Origin of the sequence: Mesorhizobium sp. B2-1-8, assembly GCF_006442545.2 — a bacterium.
In the GTDB taxonomy this organism is placed as follows: domain Bacteria; phylum Pseudomonadota; class Alphaproteobacteria; order Rhizobiales; family Rhizobiaceae; genus Mesorhizobium.
The window spans coordinates 1158741-1172860 of record NZ_CP083952.1; the positions used below are offsets into that span (position 1 = coordinate 1158741).

The 14120-nt window shown below is 64.7% G+C and carries 15 protein-coding genes and 1 pseudogene; 7 read left to right on the plus strand and 9 right to left on the minus strand.

The genetic code is table 11. From position 1 onward, the window contains the following. Positions 1-41: 41 nt before the first annotated feature. On the plus strand, positions 42-1583 hold the full coding sequence (locus FJ970_RS05635; protein ID WP_227792041.1) for a M81 family metallopeptidase: 1542 nt from the start codon (positions 42-44) through the stop codon (positions 1581-1583). Here FJ970_RS05635 and FJ970_RS05640 read toward each other — a convergent pair. From FJ970_RS05640 to FJ970_RS05665, 6 genes are all read right to left on the minus strand, one after another. Then, a complete protein-coding gene (locus FJ970_RS05640; RefSeq protein ID WP_140761626.1) occupies positions 1564-3618 on the minus strand; it encodes a M3 family metallopeptidase in 2055 nt (684 codons plus the stop codon). The two genes, FJ970_RS05635 and FJ970_RS05640, sit on opposite strands and share 20 nt — an antisense overlap. A gap of 89 nt (positions 3619-3707) precedes the next feature. After that, on the minus strand, positions 3708-4142 hold the full coding sequence (locus FJ970_RS05645) for a nuclear transport factor 2 family protein (RefSeq protein ID WP_140761629.1): 435 nt from the start codon (positions 4140-4142) through the stop codon (positions 3708-3710). Continuing rightward, positions 4139-4783 carry a carbonic anhydrase gene (locus FJ970_RS05650; protein WP_140761632.1) on the minus strand — a complete coding sequence of 215 codons (645 nt, stop codon included), beginning with the start codon at positions 4781-4783 and terminating at the stop codon, positions 4139-4141. Before FJ970_RS05650 ends, FJ970_RS05645 begins: the two co-directional genes overlap by 4 nt. A 146-nt stretch (positions 4784-4929) precedes the next feature. Beyond that, positions 4930-5715 carry a DUF429 domain-containing protein gene (locus FJ970_RS05655; RefSeq protein WP_140761634.1) on the minus strand — a complete coding sequence of 262 codons (786 nt, stop codon included), beginning with the start codon at positions 5713-5715 and terminating at the stop codon, positions 4930-4932. Continuing rightward, a complete protein-coding gene (pdxY, locus tag FJ970_RS05660) occupies positions 5712-6596 on the minus strand; it encodes a pyridoxal kinase PdxY (RefSeq protein WP_140761637.1) in 885 nt (294 codons plus the stop codon). Before pdxY ends, FJ970_RS05655 begins: the two co-directional genes overlap by 4 nt. Before the next feature lie 13 nt (positions 6597-6609). Then, positions 6610-6861 (minus strand): hypothetical protein, encoded by a 252-nt coding sequence (locus FJ970_RS05665; RefSeq protein WP_140761639.1) that lies wholly within the window; start codon positions 6859-6861, stop codon positions 6610-6612. Between the two features lie 163 nt (positions 6862-7024). On the opposite strand from FJ970_RS05665, the gene FJ970_RS05670 reads away from it, so the two are divergent. The 5 genes from FJ970_RS05670 to ppa all read left to right on the plus strand — a co-directional run bounded on the left by FJ970_RS05670 (position 7025) and on the right by ppa (position 10716). Next, on the plus strand, positions 7025-7663 hold the full coding sequence (locus FJ970_RS05670; protein WP_140761642.1) for a LemA family protein: 639 nt from the start codon (positions 7025-7027) through the stop codon (positions 7661-7663). Between the two features lie 178 nt (positions 7664-7841). Continuing rightward, the gene (locus FJ970_RS05675; RefSeq protein WP_140761645.1) at positions 7842-8693 is read left to right on the plus strand and encodes a TPM domain-containing protein; all 852 of its coding nucleotides are present in this window, start codon (positions 7842-7844) and stop codon (positions 8691-8693) included. 9 nt (positions 8694-8702) lie between these two features. Continuing rightward, complete coding sequence (locus FJ970_RS05680; protein WP_140761648.1) at positions 8703-9341, plus strand: TPM domain-containing protein; 639 nt, start codon at positions 8703-8705, stop codon at positions 9339-9341. 143 nt (positions 9342-9484) lie between these two features. Next, the gene (locus tag FJ970_RS05685) at positions 9485-9991 is read left to right on the plus strand and encodes a GNAT family N-acetyltransferase (RefSeq protein WP_140761651.1); all 507 of its coding nucleotides are present in this window, start codon (positions 9485-9487) and stop codon (positions 9989-9991) included. 191 nt (positions 9992-10182) lie between these two features. After that, on the plus strand, positions 10183-10716 hold the full coding sequence (gene ppa / locus FJ970_RS05690) for an inorganic diphosphatase (RefSeq protein ID WP_140761654.1): 534 nt from the start codon (positions 10183-10185) through the stop codon (positions 10714-10716). Positions 10717-10945: 229 nt separating this feature from the next. Here ppa and FJ970_RS05695 read toward each other — a convergent pair. Both FJ970_RS05695 and FJ970_RS05700 read right to left on the minus strand, forming a co-directional pair. Further along, positions 10946-11538, minus strand: a pseudogene (locus FJ970_RS05695) (hypothetical protein). Positions 11539-11582: 44 nt separating this feature from the next. Beyond that, positions 11583-12200, minus strand: coding sequence for a TetR/AcrR family transcriptional regulator (locus tag FJ970_RS05700; RefSeq protein WP_140761657.1), 618 nt, complete (start codon positions 12198-12200; stop codon positions 11583-11585). 72 nt (positions 12201-12272) lie between these two features. Between FJ970_RS05700 and FJ970_RS05705 the strand changes: the two genes are divergently transcribed. Beyond that, positions 12273-13556: an MFS transporter gene (locus FJ970_RS05705; protein WP_140761660.1), complete on the plus strand. Its 1284-nt coding sequence runs from the start codon at positions 12273-12275 to the stop codon at positions 13554-13556. A 235-nt stretch (positions 13557-13791) separates the two neighbouring features. Here the strand turns inward: FJ970_RS05705 and FJ970_RS05710 are convergent, their stop codons facing one another. Then, a complete protein-coding gene (locus tag FJ970_RS05710) occupies positions 13792-14073 on the minus strand; it encodes a hypothetical protein (protein ID WP_140761663.1) in 282 nt (93 codons plus the stop codon). Between the last annotated feature and the right edge of the window lie 47 nt (positions 14074-14120).

Here is a 14120-nt window from a genome sequence, read left to right on the forward strand (position 1 = left end):
CCGTCCGGAATTGCGCCAAACAAGAAGTCTACGGAGCTTTCATGCGCATCTTCACCGCCTCGCTGGCGACCGAAACCAACACCTTCTCGCCGGTGCCGACCGACCGGGCCTCGTTCGAGATGGCGTTCTATGCCGGGCCGGGCAAGCATCCGGAGACGCCGACGCTTTGTTCCTCGCCGATCGTCGCGTTGCGCCGTCGCGCGGTCGCCGAAGGCCTGACCGTGATCGAGGGCACCGCGACCTGGGCCGAGCCCGGCGGCCTGGTGCAGCGGCAGACCTACGAAGCGCTGCGCGACGAGATCCTCGGCCAGCTCAAGACGGCACTTCCGGTCGATGCCGTCATTTTGGGCCTGCATGGCGCCATGGTGGCGCAGGGTTATGACGATTGCGAGGGCGACCTGCTGGAGCGCGTGCGCGGCATCGTCGGGCCTGAGGTGGTGATCGCCTGCGAGTTCGATCCGCACAGCCATCTGACGCCCAAGCGCGTGGCGGCATCCGACATCATGGCCTATTTCCTCGAATTCCCGCACACGGATTTCTACGAGCGCGGCGAGCACGTCGTCGAGCTTGGGCTTGCCGCGGTGCGCGGCGAGATCAAGCCCGTCATCTCGACCTTCGACTGCCGCATGATCCAGGTGCTGCCGACCAGCCGCGAGCCGATGCGTTCCTTCGTCGACCGCATCAAGGCGCTGCACGGCAAGGACGGAGTGCTGTCGGTCTCGGTCATCCACGGCTTCATGGCCGCCGACGTGCCGGAAATGGGCACGCGCATCCTGGTCGTCACCGACGATGACAAGGCCAAGGGCGATGCGCTGGCCAAGCGGCTGGGACGCGAACTCTATGCCATGCGCGAAACGACGGCGATGGCGATGCTGAGTGCGGCCGACGGCATCGACCGCGCGCTCGCGGTGCGCGCGCAGCGCAAGGGCAAGCCGGTGGTCATCGCCGACATCTGGGACAATCCCGGCGGCGGCGTGCCGGGCGACGGCACCATCGTGCTGCGCGACCTCCTGGCGCGCGGCATCACCAGCGTCGGCGTGGCGACGATCTGGGATCCGATCGCGGTGACCTTCTGCCAGGCGGCCGGCGAGGGCGCGGTCATCGACCTGCGTTTCGGCGGCAAGGCCGGGCCACAGGCGGGCGAGCCGATCGACGCGCGCGTCAAGGTGCTGAAGGCTGTCAGCGAAGGCTGGCAGAGTTTCGGACCGAGCCGCGTGACATTGGGACCGTCAGCGGTGGTGCGCATCGAGGGCACTGAGGTCGATGTGATCCTGAACACCAACCGCACGCAGACCTTCGAGCCGGATGTCTTTTCCAACATCGGCGTCGATCCGCTGTCGAAAGACATTTTGCTGATCAAGTCGACGAACCATTTCTACGCCGGCTTCGAGCCGATCGCCGCCGAGATCATCTATGTCGCGGCGCCGAGTTCGTATCCCAGCAATCCGGCGGCGACGAATTATACCAAGCTGACCCGGCCAGTGTGGCCACGGGTGGCTGATCCTTGGGCAGGTGCCGCGGGCGACCCTGCCAATCTCCCCCACGAGGGGGGAGATTGGCTAATCACACCAATCCCCGCTTGACCATCATCGCCTCCGGCGAAGGCATTTTGCCGCGAAACGCGGTGTAAAGCTCTTCGGGGTCCTTCGAGCCGCCGGCGGCGTAGATGTTCTTCCTCAGCCGCTCGGCCAGCGCGGGGTTGAAGGGATCGCCCGTCTCCTCGAAGGCAGCGAAGGCGTCGGCGTCGAGCACCTCGGACCACATGTAGGAATAATAGCCGGCCGAGTAACCGTCGCCGGAGAAGACATGGCCGAAATGCGGGGTGCGGTGACGCATGGCGATCGTGTCGGGCATCTCGAGCTTTGCCAATGTTTCGGCCTCGAAACGAAGCGGTGCATCCGGCGCATCGGGCCGCGCATGATAGGCCATGTCGATCAAGGCAGAGGCGGTGAATTCGACGGTGGCGAAGCCGGCGCCGAAAGTGCGCGTGGCCAGCATCTTGTCGAGCAGCGCCTTCGGCATCGGCTTGCCGGTCTTGACATGCAGCGCGTGCTTTTCCAGCACCGCCGGCACCGTCAGCCAGTGCTCGTAGAGCTGCGAGGGCAATTCGACGAAGTCGCGGCTGACCGAGGTTCCGGAAACCGACGGCCAGGTGACGTCGGTCAACATGCCATGCAGCGCATGGCCGAATTCGTGAAACAAGGTCTTCGCCTCGTCGACCGACAGCAGGGCCGGTTCGCCCGCCGACGGCTTGGCGAAGTTCATGATGTTGTAGATCACCGGCTTCGAGCCATGCCCTAGACGATAACCGGACCTCAGCGCGCTCATCCATGCGCCGGAACGCTTCGAGGGCCGCGCGAAATAGTCGGCCAGGAACAGGCCGCGCTCGCTGCCGTCGGCGTTTTTCACCACGAACACACGCGCGTCCGGATGCCAGGCGGCGATGCCCTTCTTCTCCTCGAAGGTGATGCCGAACAGCCGCGTCGCCACGTCGAAGCAGGCATCGATGACACGGTCGAGCTGCAGATAGGGTTTCAGCTCCGCCTCGTCGAAAGCGAACTTCTCGGCGCGCAGCTTCTCCTGGTAGAAGCGCCAGTCCCAGGCGGCGAATTTTTCGTTGCTGCCGGCTTCCGTCGCCAGACGCTCCAGCTCCTTCTGATCGGCGGCGGCCTTCTCCAACGCCTTTTCCCAGACCGGGTCGAGCAGGGCATGCACCGCCTTCGGCGTCTTGGCCATGGTATCGTCGAGCTTGAGCGCGGCGAAGGAGGCGTAGCCGAGCAGCTTCGCCTTCTCGGCGCGCAGCTTCAGCATGTCGCGCACCACGGTCGTGTTGTCGGACGCGCCGCCATTCTGGCCGCGCATGGTGAAGGCGCGATAGGCGATCTCGCGCAGGTCGCGGCGTTCCGAGAAGGTGGTGAACGGCTCATAGATCGAGCGCGACAGGGTGACGGCGTAGCGGCCCTTCTGGCCGCGCATCTCGGCGGCCTCGGCCATCGAGCTTTTCACGAACTCCGGCAGGCCGACGAGGTCGGCCTCGTCGAGGAACAGCGCCCAGTCGCGCTCGTCGGCCAGCACGTTCTGACCGAAAGTCGTGCCAAGCGACGACAGCTCCTCGTTGATCTTTGCCAGCCGCATCTTGCCGTCGGCGTCGAGCTTGGCGCCGGAGCGGACGAAGCTTTTCCAGGTCTTCTCAAGGACGCGCAGCGTCTCGGCATCGAGTTTCAGGGCTTCGCGGCGCTGGTAGAGATCGTCGATGCGGGCAAACAGTTTTTCGTTCATCGAGATCGCCGAGAAGTGCCTGGACATCTTCGGCGAGATATCGCGCTCCAGCGCCTGGATCGTCTCGTTGGTGTAGGCGCCGGCGCGGCACCAGAAGATTGACGAGACATGATCGAGCGCCTCGCCGCCCAGTTCCAGCGCTGCAAGCGTGTTCTCGATGGTCGGCGTATCCTTGTTGCCTGATATCGCGTCGATCTCGGCTTCATGCGCCTTCAGCGCGGCGTCGAAGACGGGGGAAAAGTCACCGTCGCCAATATGGGCAAAATCGGGCAGGCCGAGCGGGTCTCGCCACGCGGTCAATGGATGGGCGGCGAGATCGACGACTTTCGTGGAGGGCATGGAGGGTCTTTCGCTGGCATCAGGAAGGAGGGTGTCACCGATGTAGGACGCGGTCCGCGGGCCCGCAATATGCCAGTTGGCCGCTCCGCTCAGTAGCCCTCGCAGTTTTCTGCGATCGCGGCCTGCGAGCTGGCGGTGATGCGGTCGTCGCTCACCGCGAAGGTTTCCTGCATCAGCATGTCATTGTGGGGGAAATCGTAGCAGGCGATCACGGTGGTGACCCCGCCTTCGCTCTTCTCGATGCGGTGCCGGATAGCGGCCCCGGCAACCGCGCCTTTCCATTCGTCGAGCGAGGCGATGAATTCCTGCTTGCTCTGGACGACGCCGAGATCGTCGAGCTTGATGCGGACATCGTCGGCGAGCAGGTCCGCCAACTCGGTGCGATCGGCGACCAGCAGAGCCGAATACCAGCGGCTGATGATGGCGCGGTCATCGGCGCGAGCGGCCATGATCGCCAACAGCGATAAGGCTGCCGTGAAAACGACCGGCCTGACGTCCATCAGCGGGCGCGCCGCCCCCTTCATTCCAGCACCGGCCGCTCGAAATCGCCGGTCTCCTTGTTCATCACCCAGAGCTCGCCGGTCGAAATGTCGAACCAGGCGCCGTGCAGCGACAGCCGCCCCTTGGTCTCGAGGATCGAGACGCAGGGAAAGGTCCTGAGATTGGCGAGGGAATAGCGGATCGAGATGCGCTCGAGGGCCGTCTGGCGCTCCGTCGCCGTCATGAAGGTGCTGGCCGACACCGTCTCGGCGGCCGGCGCGATCAGGCTCATCCATTTGCCAATGAAGTCGCCGGGCGACAGCGGCGCGGCGTTGGTGTCGAGCGCGGCGCGGATACCGCCGCAGCGGCCGTGGCCCATGACGACGATGTTCTTGACCTTGAGGCTCTGCACCGCGAATTCGAGCGCGGCCGAGGTCGAATGGAATTCGCCGTCCGGTTCGTAAGGCGGCACCAGATTGCCGACATTGCGCAGCACGAAGAGCTCGCCGGGGCCGGCGTCGAAGATCGCCTCGGGCGCTGATCGCGAATCGCAACAGGCGACGATCATGGTCTCGGGCGCCTGGCCTTCGCGGGCGAGCTCGCGATAACGGCCGCTCTCGGTGGGGTAGCGGCCGTTCATGAAATTGCGGTAGCCGGCGAGGAGGTGGTCGGGAAGATGAGGCATGGGCGGCTAAGGCCTTTCCGGTTGGAGGCGGCAGCTCGTTGCGATCGACGAATGGCTCTAACGGTAAAAGCCCGCTGCGAGCAATGCAGAATTGCGGGGGCTGGCCATAAATGCCATGCGCCAAAGCAGGACGCCCGCCGACTTTGTCACGCCCAGATGGCGACCGGTATGCCAAAACCGTCAGCGAGCGGCGGGTTGGGAAACGGTTTTGCTTCGCCGCTGGCGATGCGGCCGGCGATCAACATCATGGCCGCCGCGTCGAGGAAATCGTCGGCGGCCGCACCACGTGGCGGGGGCTGGTCGAGGAAGTCCGTGTCATAGCCGTGCCGGCAAAGCAGCGCTTTGCGTTCAGCCATGCCCGCCGGATTGACTTTTCCTTTGATCTTCTTCGGCAACAGCATGGCCCGGTCGCCGTTCAGACGGCAGAAGGCGACTTCCGGATGCGATTCGAAGACGCGACCGCGCAGCTCGGGCCGCGCGATCAGCAAGGCGTCGATCTCGCGGATTTTCGAGAAGATGCCGAAGGCCTGAATGGAAACGCCGCGCGGTGGATCGGATGTGGTCCTGGCCACGTCGCTTGCCCTGATATGTGCCGCGTACCAGGCTTCGGTCGTGGTGAAGCCGCTGGTGTCGGCATAGAGCGCGGCGCGGGACGGGATCGAAAAGACGCTGGACTGGCGCGCGCCGAGCAGCGGCCGCACCAGCGCCTCCGGTCCGCGTCCGCCCTTTTGCGAAAATTCCGGTAAACCGATCGGCATGTCGACGGCGACGATCGCGTCATCGGGGACCGCCGCCAGCAGGGCAGCGAAGGTGGGGAAGACGTCGACCGAAGGCGCGGCGTCGGGGTTACGAGGTGTCGAACCGAGTTCGCGCAGCACGGCGATCCAGCCGGCCTTGCAGCCATCGACGCCGACGACTTTGGCCGGGGTCACGCCCGGCGGTCCCGCCCCGGATGCGTGAGGTGGCGCAGCTGGACCATGGCCATCGGGTGCGACAGGCTCTGCGCATCGGTTTCGAGCTGCAATTCGTCGCCGCCGCGTTTTGCCGTGCGCGCCAGGATCTCGTAGACCGCCGCCGTCGTCGACTGCAGCGCCTTGATCGCCGGCTGGCCGGACAGGATGCGCGCCAGGTAGACCGCTGCGGTCAGGTCGCCCAGGCCGTTTGGTGGCTTGTCGATCAGGCGGTGCTCGGCCAGCAGCGCCTGGGTGCCGTCGAGCAGCAGATTGCCGGTGCCGCCTGAAATCATGGATGGCGCCGAGGTAACCAGCATGGTCGGCGGTCCGGCATGGAGTGCCGCCGAGATCACCGATTTCAGGTCAGGCAGCGGCGCGCCGGCCATCCATTCCAGCTCATAGCGGTTGGGGGTGGCGATGTCGGCGATCGGCATCAGCCGGTCGCGCATGGCGGCGGCGGTGGGCTCGGGCACATAAAGGCCGCCGGAATCGCCCATCACCGGATCGCAGATATAGATGGCATCGGGCGTCCTCGCCTTGACCGCGGCGACCAGCGAGGCGACCGCCTCGGCCTGGCCGGGCTCGCCGAGATAGCCCGACAACACGGCGCCGACCTCACCCAGCCACGGCGCGCGCTCCAGATCGGCCATCAGCGCCTTGAACTGGTCGAGCGGCGGCACGATGCGGGTCGCCCGGCCATGGCCGGGATGCCAGGGCAGAATGATTGTCGGCACGGCCCAGACCGGAAAGCCCAACGTCTCCAGCGCGAAGACGGCGGCGCGGTTGCCGACGGAGCCACGGGCGACATGGCTGGAAATGACGATGACCGCGCGCGGCGCGTCGGTTTTTTCGGCGCTCATTGTTTTTTGATTCCTAGCTGCCCCGGGTGAGGAAAAGCACGAGCCAGACCATCAGGCCCAGCGCCAGAAGCAGGCCTAGTATCCTGCCAACGCGCGTGCCCCAGACTTCGATCGGGTCCGTGCGGTCGGCATCGGCCGCCGAGACATGGTCGCGCATGCCTTTCGTCGTCCGTGCCACGAAAGAGTTGCCGGCCGGATCGGTCTCCTGCGCGACGCGCTGGAGGATACGGCGCGATTCGCTGTCACTGTCCTGGCGTCGCGCCATGATGATGTCCCGTTCTGATCGGACCTTATCGCGTTCGCGCGGCCAATCACAGGGCCTTGCGCGGCACGATATACGCCGAGCCTGCTGCAGGGGTCGGGGCCGTTTTCTTGCGCGCCGATTGTGATAATGCTTCGCCTGCAACTTCTATCGAGGGACCCCCATCATGCTTGCCCAGCGCCTTGCTCGACCATCGCCATTCCGCACGCTGCCCGCCTTCCTGATGATGGCAATCGTGCTGCCGCTGCTTGCCGGCTGCGGCTACAACACGATCCCGACGGCGGAAGAAAACGCCAGGGCGGCATGGAGCGAGGTGTTGAACCAGTATCAACGCCGCGCCGACCTCATCCCCAATCTGGTCGAGACGGTCAAAGGCTATGCTTCGCACGAAAAGGACACGCTCGACGCCGTTGTCCAGGCGCGCGCCAAGGCGACGCAGATCACGGTGACGCCGGAAACGCTGAAGGATCCGGAAGCCCTCAAGAAGTTCCAGGATGCCCAGGCCGGGCTGACCAGCGCGCTGTCGCGGCTGATCGCGGTGTCGGAGGCCTATCCCGACCTCAAGGCCAACCAGAATTTCCTGGCGCTGCAGGCGCAGCTCGAAGGCACGGAGAACCGCATCGCGGTGGCGCGGCGCGACTATATCCAGGCCGTCAGGGACTACAATCTGACGCTGAGGACGTTCCCCTCGGTGCTGTGGGCGACGCTCTGGTTCCGCGGCAATCAACCTTTCGCGAACTTCACCGTCGACGAAGACAAGATGCAGGTGCCGAAGGTCGATTTCGGCACGAAGCAGGGCGGGTGAACGGCGAAAAGTCATCGGAATAAATTCCGCGAAAAGACGGATCGCTGGCATGCAAACACCCCCCTCTGTCCTGCCGGACATCTCCCCCTCAAGGGGGGAGATTGGCAGCTTTGCGGTCGGCTCCCAGTCTCAAACCTTGACGATTGGCGAAACCCTGGATGACATCCAATCTCCCCCCTTGAGGGGGAGATGTCCGGCAGGACAGAGGGGGGCGCTACGGAACACCTACCTTTCCTTTGTTGGCCTTCTTGCCAGCATACTCTTCCTCCCCTTCGCCGCCTTCGCTGCCGATCTGCCGGCGCTCACGGGCCGCGTCGTCGACAATGCCGGCATCATCGATGCCGCGACCAAGGCGGCGCTGACGCAGCAGCTGGCGGACTTCGAAACCAAGGGCTCCGACCAGATCGTCGTCGCCACCATCCCCAGCCTCGGCGGCGAGGAGATCGAACCCTACGCCAACCGGCTGTTCCGCTTCTGGAAGCTCGGCCAGGCCAAGGAGAACAACGGCGTCCTGCTGCTGGTGGCGCCCAACGACCGCAAGATGCGCATCGAGGTCGGCTATGGGCTGGAAGGCACGCTGACCGACCTGCACACCAAGCTGATCATCGAGAATGACATGGTGCCGGCCTTCCGCGCCGGCGATTTCTCCGGCGGCATCTCGAAGGCCGTCGACGACATGATCATGGTGCTGGAGGGCAATCCGGAGGAGCTGGAGGCGCGCGGCAAGCGCAACGAGCAGGCGCCGTTCAATTCCGACGACCTGTTCTTTGCCGTCTTCGTCAGCATCTGGGCGATCATTTTCTTCGGCAGCATCGCGGCCTCGGTCCTGCCGCCGATCTTCGGCCAGAAGCTCGGCCCCGGACGTTATCGCTGGCTCGGCATGACCTTCGAGCCGCACCGGCGGTCGTCCGGTGGATGGTCGTCGGGTGGTGGTGGCTGGTCGTCCGGCGGGGGTGGGTTTTCAGGTGGCGGAGGCTTCTCCGGTGGCGGCGGCTCGTCCGGCGGTGGCGGTTCTTCAGGAAGCTGGTGAGACAAGATCATGGCAACACGACCGATCAGCCCGCAGGATCATGAACGCATCGCCGCTGCGATCCGGTCGGCGGAATCCAGGACCGACGGCGAGATCTATTGCGTCGTGGCGCATGCAAGCGATGGCTATTTCGCCCCTGCGGCTTTGATGGCGACGCTTGGCATGTTGGTCGTCAGCCTCGCGGTCGCTTATGGGCTGGAGGCCTGGTGGCTCACCATCCGCCTGCCGCATTTCGTCATCGCCGAGTTGCTGGCGCTGGCCTGCGTGCTTGCCCTGCTGTGGACGCTGCCCGGCCTGCGCATCCATATGGTGCCGCGGCGGCTGCGCTATCAGGCCGCGCACGCCAATGCGGTCAAACAGTTCCTCGCCCGCAACGTCCACCGCACCACGGCGCGCACCGGCGTGCTGATCTTCGTCTCGATCGCCGAGCGCTACGCCGAAGTGGTCGCCGATTCAGGCATCGACGCCAAGGTCGGCCAGCATGTCTGGGACGGCGTGGTGCGCGATCTGACCGCGCATGCCGGCGACGACCGGCTTGCCGACGGTTTCGTCAAGGCGATCGAGCAGGCCGGGGCGGTGCTGGCCGAGCACTTCCCGGTCACGCCGGGCGATACCAACGAGCTTGACGACCATCTGGTCGAAATCTGAAAGCTCGCCTGCAACCGCTCCTCAGCCGGATTCCTGACAGGCTCTACCGGATGTCGCCAGCGTCATGATCGTCTGTGCGAAAGCGGACCATCGGTCGCCCCGACTCTTGCAATCGGGCGACGCGGGTTTATGGTTAACAAATCATGAATACGCTGACGATCGACATTCGGAAGGCAGACCCGCGCGATGCCGGCGCCATTGCCGAGGTGCACCTGGAAGCCTGGCGCGGCGCCTATTCCGGTATCATTCCGCACCGTACTCTGACGTCGATGATCAACCGCCGGGGAGCCGATTGGTGGGCGAATGCCATCCGCCGCGCCGCCACCGTGCTGGTCGTCGAGATCGGCGGCACGATCGCCGGCTATGCGACGATCGGCAAGAACCGCGCCAAGGAACTCAAGCAGCAGGGCGAAATCTACGAATTGTACCTGCGCCCGGAATATCAGGGCATCGGTCTCGGCAGACGGCTGTTTTCGGCAGCCAGGGCACGTCTCGCCGACCACGGGCTGAAAGGCATGGTGGTGTGGGCGCTGGAAGACAACCAGAACGCACTGGCCTTCTATGCCGGGGCTGGCGGCCGCGACATCGCCGAAGGCGTCGAGATTTTCGAGCAGAAGGCGCTGAAGAAGGTCGCTTTCGTCTGGGAGTGACCGCCGGGGGATGATCGGGGAAGGCGAAGCCCCCGACTCACGCAAAATCACGGCGCTGAAACATCTTGTGCCGATGATTGAACGCGTCGAACGCCATCGCATCTCGCGGGATGCATTTAAGCACCATTCGCCGCATTGCACCATTTTGCGCCGCCCGCTATCTCCTGCCGATCGAGAGAGGGACAAAAGCCATGCGCATCGAAGCCATAGCCACTGGAAAGAATCCGCCTGACGACGTCAACGTCATCATCGAGGTGCCGATTGGCGGCGAGCCGATCAAGTACGAGATGGACAAGGAGGCCGGCACGCTGTTCGTCGACCGCTTCCTGCACACCTCGATGCGTTATCCAGGCAATTACGGCTTCGTGCCGCACACGCTGTCGGGCGATGGCGACCCGATCGACGTGCTGGTCTGCAACACGCGCGCTTTGGTGCCGGGCTGCGTCATCAACGTGCGGCCGATCGGCGTGCTGATCATGGAAGACAATGCGGGCCAGGACGAGAAGATCATCGCGGTGCCGTCGCCAAAATTGACGCTGCGCTACGAGAACGTCACCGAATACACGCAGCTGCCCGACATCACGCGCCAGCAGGTGCAGCACTTCTTCGAGCACTACAAGGATCTCGAGCCCGGCAAATGGGTCAAGATCGAGGGCTGGCACGATTCCAAATACGCCAAGAAGATGATCATGGAGGCGATCGACCGGGCAAAGGCGAGCAAGTAGGTAATCCGACTTTGTCATACCAGGGCGGAGCAGCCGCGAAGCGGCGTCGCGCAGACCCTGGTATCCATGCCGTGACCTTGCGCAAGGGACGCAACGCGGCAAAATTCTGCACCGTTGCGGTTGGTGTTGATGTCGCGGCATGGATCCCGGGGTCTGCGCCGCGTCGCTGCGCTCCTTGCTTCGCCCCAGGATGACGAAGTACTGACGCTTCGGCGAACGTCCAACGTCCTCAGTTGTCGACCCGGCCGAAAGCCGGCACGTTGCCGACCACCACGCGCTTGTCCTTGCCGCAGGCAAAGCCTTTCGCCATCTCGTCGGCGATCTTGCGCTCCTGGTCGTTGGCAATGAGGTTGCCGGTGGCCAGCACCAGGCCGACGGTGCAGCCGTCACGGACGTCCATCTGGGCGACCTTGGCGACGAGCAGCACCTCGGTCTTCTTGGTCTCGTCCTCGGGATCGCTGATCGAGCGGCGGTGGATGACCGCGAATGGCACAGCCTTGTCGCCATTGGTTTCGATGCGCCACTCGACCTTGGCCGCGGACGAATTGAAGGCCGAAAAACTCTCCCAGGCGGACGTCATGTCGCCGCCGGGCGGAAAACCGTAGAACAGCGATTCGCGGGCGTCGTCATATCCGATCAGCACGGAATAGCCGCGATAGCCGGAGCAGGCGAGGTCGGCCCAGTCGCCGTCGCCCTGCTCGGCCTGCGCATAGGTCACGCAGTCCTTCTTTCAACGAGATCGGTGTAGGCGCTGGATATCTCGCCGGCTTGTGCCGCCTGGCAAAGGCCGGCGAAGGTGAGCGGGATCAACAGGCTGCGCATCGCGGAGCTCTCCGTTGGAGGTCGTCCCAGCGTATCGCCAATGGCTATTTCTTCAAGCTCGCTTCGATCAGCAGGTCGGCGTTGCGGGCAACCGACTGTGCCGGTCCACCGAGGCCGAACAGCTGGCCGCTGATATAGGCGCCTTCGATGAGCAGCAGCAGCCCGTCGCCCAGCGTGTCGGGGTCCTGCGCGCCCATCGCAGCCGCCATGGCGCGCAGGCGGCGGCGCAATTCCTGCTTGTTTGCCTCGCTGACGACGCGGGCCGGATGGCTGTGGTCTGGATATTCGACCGCCGCATTGGTCATGCCGCAGCCGCGATAGTCCGCCACTTGCGTTCGCTTGCCGATGCGGGTCAGGAAAGCCTTGATCTGCGCGCGCGGGTCGCCGGGATTGGCGGCAACGGCTTCATCGAAACGCTCCCAGTATTCAAGATCGTATTGCCTGAGGTAGGAGGCGGCCAGTTCGTCCTTGGAGGGAAAGCTGCGATAGAGGCTCGGCTTGGTAACGCCGGCGCGCTTGACGATCTCGTCGACGCCGATCGCCCTGATACCTCGCCGGTAGAAGAGGTCATAGGCAACATCGAGAATTCTCTTGGCAGCCTTGGGGGGCGTCGATGCATGACCGTCGCTGATGGTCAGTTCAATATTTTTGTCGGTTGGCATCATGGGACTCGATTGACAATGTTACCGATCGGTACGTATACATTCCCATCCTGCAACGTACCGGTCAGTAACATGATAGCTCAATCCCATCCCTTTGGCCAGCGCTACGCTTTCGTCGTGGTTGGCGTCATCTTCCTCTGCCTGCTGATCGCGGCCGGCCTGCGTTCCGCGCCCTCCGTCATGATGCTGCCGCTGGAAAACAGTTTCGGCTGGCGGCGTGACATCATTTCGCTGGCCGCGGGTGTCGGCATCCTGCTCTATGGGCTGACCGGTCCGTTCGCCGCAGCGCTGATGGAGCGCATCGGGCTACGCCGCGCGCTGCTTGCATCGCTGGTGATCATGTCTGGCTCGACCGCGCTCAGCCTGCTGATGACCAAGCCCTGGCATCTGTTCATCACCTGGGGCGTTTTTTCCGGCATCGGATCCGGCGCCGTCGCCAGTGTGCTCGGCGCCACGATCGTCAACCGCTGGTTCAAGACCAATCGCGGCCTTGTCATGGGGCTGATGTCGGCCTCCAGCGCCACCGGCATGCTGGTCTTCCTGCCGCTGATCGCTTCGCTTGCCCAGGCTGGCGGCTGGCAGCCTGTCGTCATCGCCGTCGCGATCGCCACAGCGGCGCTGATCCCTCTGGTCTGGCTGCTGGTGCCGGAGCGCCCGGCCTCGATCGGCATGGTGCGCTATGGCGCCGAGGCGGATGACGTCCCGCCGGTCTCGCCGGCCTCGCAAGGCAATTTCCTGGCGCATACGCTCAACACGTTGCGCCGCGCCGCCGGCACGCGAGTGTTCTGGTACCTGTTCGCCACCTTCTTCGTCTGCGGCTTCACCACCAACGGGCTGGTCGGCACGCATCTTATCGCATTCTGCGGCGACATGGGCATTGGCGAGGTGCAGGCCGCCGGCCTGTTGTCGATGATGGGCATTTTCGACCTGATCGGCACCACGCTGTCGGGCTGGCTCACCGACCGCTACGACCCCCGCAAGCTGCTCGGCGTCTACTATGCCATCCGTGGCCTGTCGCTGATCTACCTGCCCTATTCCGACTTTTCGGCAACCAGCCTGATCATCTTCGCGGTGCTCTATGGACTCGACTGGATCGCCACCGTGCCGCCGACGCTGCGGCTGGCCAACGAAGCCTTCGGCGACCGCAGCGGGCCGATCGTGTTCGGCTGGATCGTCGCCGGCCACCAGGTGGGCGCCGCCACCGCCGCGGCCTTCGGCGGCACCATGCGTGAACTGCAGGGCAATTACGAACTGGCGTTCCTGATTGCCGGCATGACCGCGATCGCCGCCGCCTGTATTTCGCTCCTGATCAACACCAGCCGACCGGCCTTCGATCCGGGACCGCAGGCGGCTTGAGGCGCGGCAGGCGAATTTGGCGATCTCCCCACTTGTGGGGGAGATGCCCGGCAGGGCAGAGGGGGGCGCTGTCCCGCCGACCCCTCTGACCCAATTGCAAGAGTATGCCGACGCCAGGTTCTTAACGATCGAGAATTAACTCAAGGGTGGCGCTCTACGGCGCCCCCCTCTGTCCTGCCGGACATCTCCCCCACGAGGGGGGAGATTGGCGGCGGCGCGGGCAGCGCGAGGCGTCTCAGTCGGGATAGCAGACCATTGGAATGTGAGGCCAGACCGCCGTGTCGCAGCTCGCGCTGGCCTGTCTCTGCTTGAAGGCGGCGCTGACCGGGCCGGTCACCATCGGGTCGACGCCGTCGGGCGCGTCGGCAAAGGCCTGCTGCGCGGAAGGCGCATCAGCCGGCAGGACGGACCGCGCTTCCTTCAGCGTCGCGGCCGACTGCGCGGCGTTGGCCGCCAGCAGGACGGCAAAGGCGGCGGACGCGATCAGCGGCCAAAATCGGTTGAGTTTATCGGTCATGACGTTCGAACTGCCCGGGCCCTGAAAAGGTTCCCGCCTTGGTTAAC

Excerpts from the sequence above, each read along its gene's own strand:
- FJ970_RS05650 (WP_140761632.1), bottom strand. The coding sequence starts at position 4,783 with ATGCCTCATCTTCCCGACCACCTCCTCGCCGGCTACCGCAATTTCATG.
- FJ970_RS05680 (WP_140761648.1), top strand. The coding sequence starts at position 8,703 with ATGGCAACACGACCGATCAGCCCGCAGGATCATGAACGCATCGCCGCT.
- FJ970_RS05710 (WP_140761663.1), bottom strand. The coding sequence starts at position 14,073 with ATGACCGATAAACTCAACCGATTTTGGCCGCTGATCGCGTCCGCCGCC.
- FJ970_RS05705 (WP_140761660.1), top strand. The coding sequence starts at position 12,273 with ATGATAGCTCAATCCCATCCCTTTGGCCAGCGCTACGCTTTCGTCGTG.
- FJ970_RS05665 (WP_140761639.1), bottom strand. The coding sequence starts at position 6,861 with ATGGCGCGACGCCAGGACAGTGACAGCGAATCGCGCCGTATCCTCCAG.
- FJ970_RS05670 (WP_140761642.1), top strand. The coding sequence starts at position 7,025 with ATGCTTGCCCAGCGCCTTGCTCGACCATCGCCATTCCGCACGCTGCCC.
- FJ970_RS05685 (WP_140761651.1), top strand. The coding sequence starts at position 9,485 with ATGAATACGCTGACGATCGACATTCGGAAGGCAGACCCGCGCGATGCC.
- FJ970_RS05635 (WP_227792041.1), top strand. The coding sequence starts at position 42 with ATGCGCATCTTCACCGCCTCGCTGGCGACCGAAACCAACACCTTCTCG.
- FJ970_RS05645 (WP_140761629.1), bottom strand. The coding sequence starts at position 4,142 with ATGAAGGGGGCGGCGCGCCCGCTGATGGACGTCAGGCCGGTCGTTTTC.
- ppa (WP_140761654.1), top strand. The coding sequence starts at position 10,183 with ATGCGCATCGAAGCCATAGCCACTGGAAAGAATCCGCCTGACGACGTC.
- FJ970_RS05640 (WP_140761626.1), bottom strand. The coding sequence starts at position 3,618 with ATGCCCTCCACGAAAGTCGTCGATCTCGCCGCCCATCCATTGACCGCG.
- pdxY (WP_140761637.1), bottom strand. The coding sequence starts at position 6,596 with ATGAGCGCCGAAAAAACCGACGCGCCGCGCGCGGTCATCGTCATTTCC.
- FJ970_RS05700 (WP_140761657.1), bottom strand. The coding sequence starts at position 12,200 with ATGCCAACCGACAAAAATATTGAACTGACCATCAGCGACGGTCATGCA.